Here is a 1,106-nt window from a genome sequence, read left to right as displayed (position 1 = left end):
ACACCTGCACGCAGGGTGCCGAGCGCATCGGCAGCGACGCGATCAAGGCCTCCACCCTGGCCCGCCTCGCGCGCGAGGGCCTGGTCCCTCACACCCGCATCGGCCGAAAGGTCGCCTGGACCGACGAGCAACTCGGCGGCGCCGTGGCGTACCTCGCGACCAACGGCACCCGCCGCCGCACCGCGGTGAAGACTCCCCCGCCGGCCGAGACTCGGCCGCGCGGCGCGGTCACCCCGCTGGTCGCCCGCCCGGGCCGCCGCTACGGCAAGACCCTGACCTCCTGACGGAGACGCACATGGACGACCTCGTGCCCGTCGACCTGGCGGACGACCCACCCCGCTACTACCGCATCCCGCTCCCCAGCGGCGGCGACGTATGCGTCCGGATCGCTGGCGAGGGCGACCCGGTCCTTATCTCGGCCCCCGGCCAGGAGCGCCCCGTCGTGACGGTGGTCTCACGCGAAGTCGCCTGGGCTCTGTGGGCGGTCCTGTCCGACGGGCTCCTGCCCTGGACAGACGCCTGCCCCGACTGGACGCGTGAAGTGATCGAACCGACCGACGAGCACGGCCGGCCACTTCCCTCTCTCTTCCTCTGATCCGACGTCAAGGCCCCCGACGTGTCCGCGCCAGGGGCCCCCAACCAGCAAGGACATGATGATGACGATCAAGCGTAGCCGCAGCGGCGGAGGCCTCGCCCCGCCCATCGAGCGGCGCCGCCTCACCTTCTGCGACGGCCGCCCCGTGGCCCATCTCCTCGTCCACACCCACACTGGCGACGCCGAGCTCGACTTCGCCGACCTCGCGGCCGTTGACGACGCGCTGGAAGAGCTGATCGCGGCACGCACCGAGCTCGCCGTCGCGATCGACGCCAACCACATCGTGGGGCAGGCGCCCCGTGGCTGAGCCGACGCCGGACGCCGCCGATGAGCTGATGGACCTGCTGCGCGCGGTCCGTGAGGCGATCGACATCCCCCGTGCCGCGACGACGGACGGCGAGCGGGTGCGGGCCGAGCTCGTCACGGCTCGCCTGATTCGTGTCGGCGTTGCGCTCCGGGTGCTCGACGAGGACCCGCCATCCATCGGCGTAGCGACGACGACGCGGTGGTT

General features: G+C 72.4%; 4 protein-coding genes. All 4 read left to right on the top strand.

Annotated features, from left to right (window positions below):
• The coding region (locus tag AB0N61_RS17650) for a hypothetical protein (protein ID WP_363365615.1) at nucleotides 1-284 on the top strand (284 nt) is incomplete at its 5' end.
• A gap of 11 nt (nucleotides 285-295) precedes the next feature.
• Nucleotides 296-595, top strand: a complete 300-nt coding sequence (locus AB0N61_RS17645; RefSeq protein ID WP_363365614.1) for a hypothetical protein — start codon at nucleotides 296-298, stop codon at nucleotides 593-595.
• A gap of 61 nt (nucleotides 596-656) precedes the next feature.
• On the top strand, nucleotides 657-902 hold the full coding sequence (locus tag AB0N61_RS17640) for a hypothetical protein (protein WP_363365613.1): 246 nt from the start codon (nucleotides 657-659) through the stop codon (nucleotides 900-902).
• Nucleotides 895-1,106: hypothetical protein (locus tag AB0N61_RS17635; RefSeq protein WP_363365612.1), on the top strand; the 212-nt coding region annotated here is incomplete at its 3' end. The genes AB0N61_RS17640 and AB0N61_RS17635, both read left to right, overlap by 8 nt.

The organism is Microbacterium sp. NPDC089320, from assembly GCF_040684875.1.
Taxonomy (GTDB): Bacteria; Actinomycetota; Actinomycetes; order Actinomycetales; family Microbacteriaceae; genus Microbacterium.
Note: the sequence above shows the minus strand (reverse complement) of the source record. Positions and strands in the feature narration are given on the sequence as shown.

What these genes read in the sequence shown, in the direction of transcription:
- AB0N61_RS17645 (WP_363365614.1), top strand. Translation starts at nt 296, where the DNA reads ATGGACGACCTCGTGCCCGTCGACCTGGCGGACGACCCACCCCGCTAC.
- AB0N61_RS17640 (WP_363365613.1), top strand. Translation starts at nt 657, where the DNA reads ATGACGATCAAGCGTAGCCGCAGCGGCGGAGGCCTCGCCCCGCCCATC.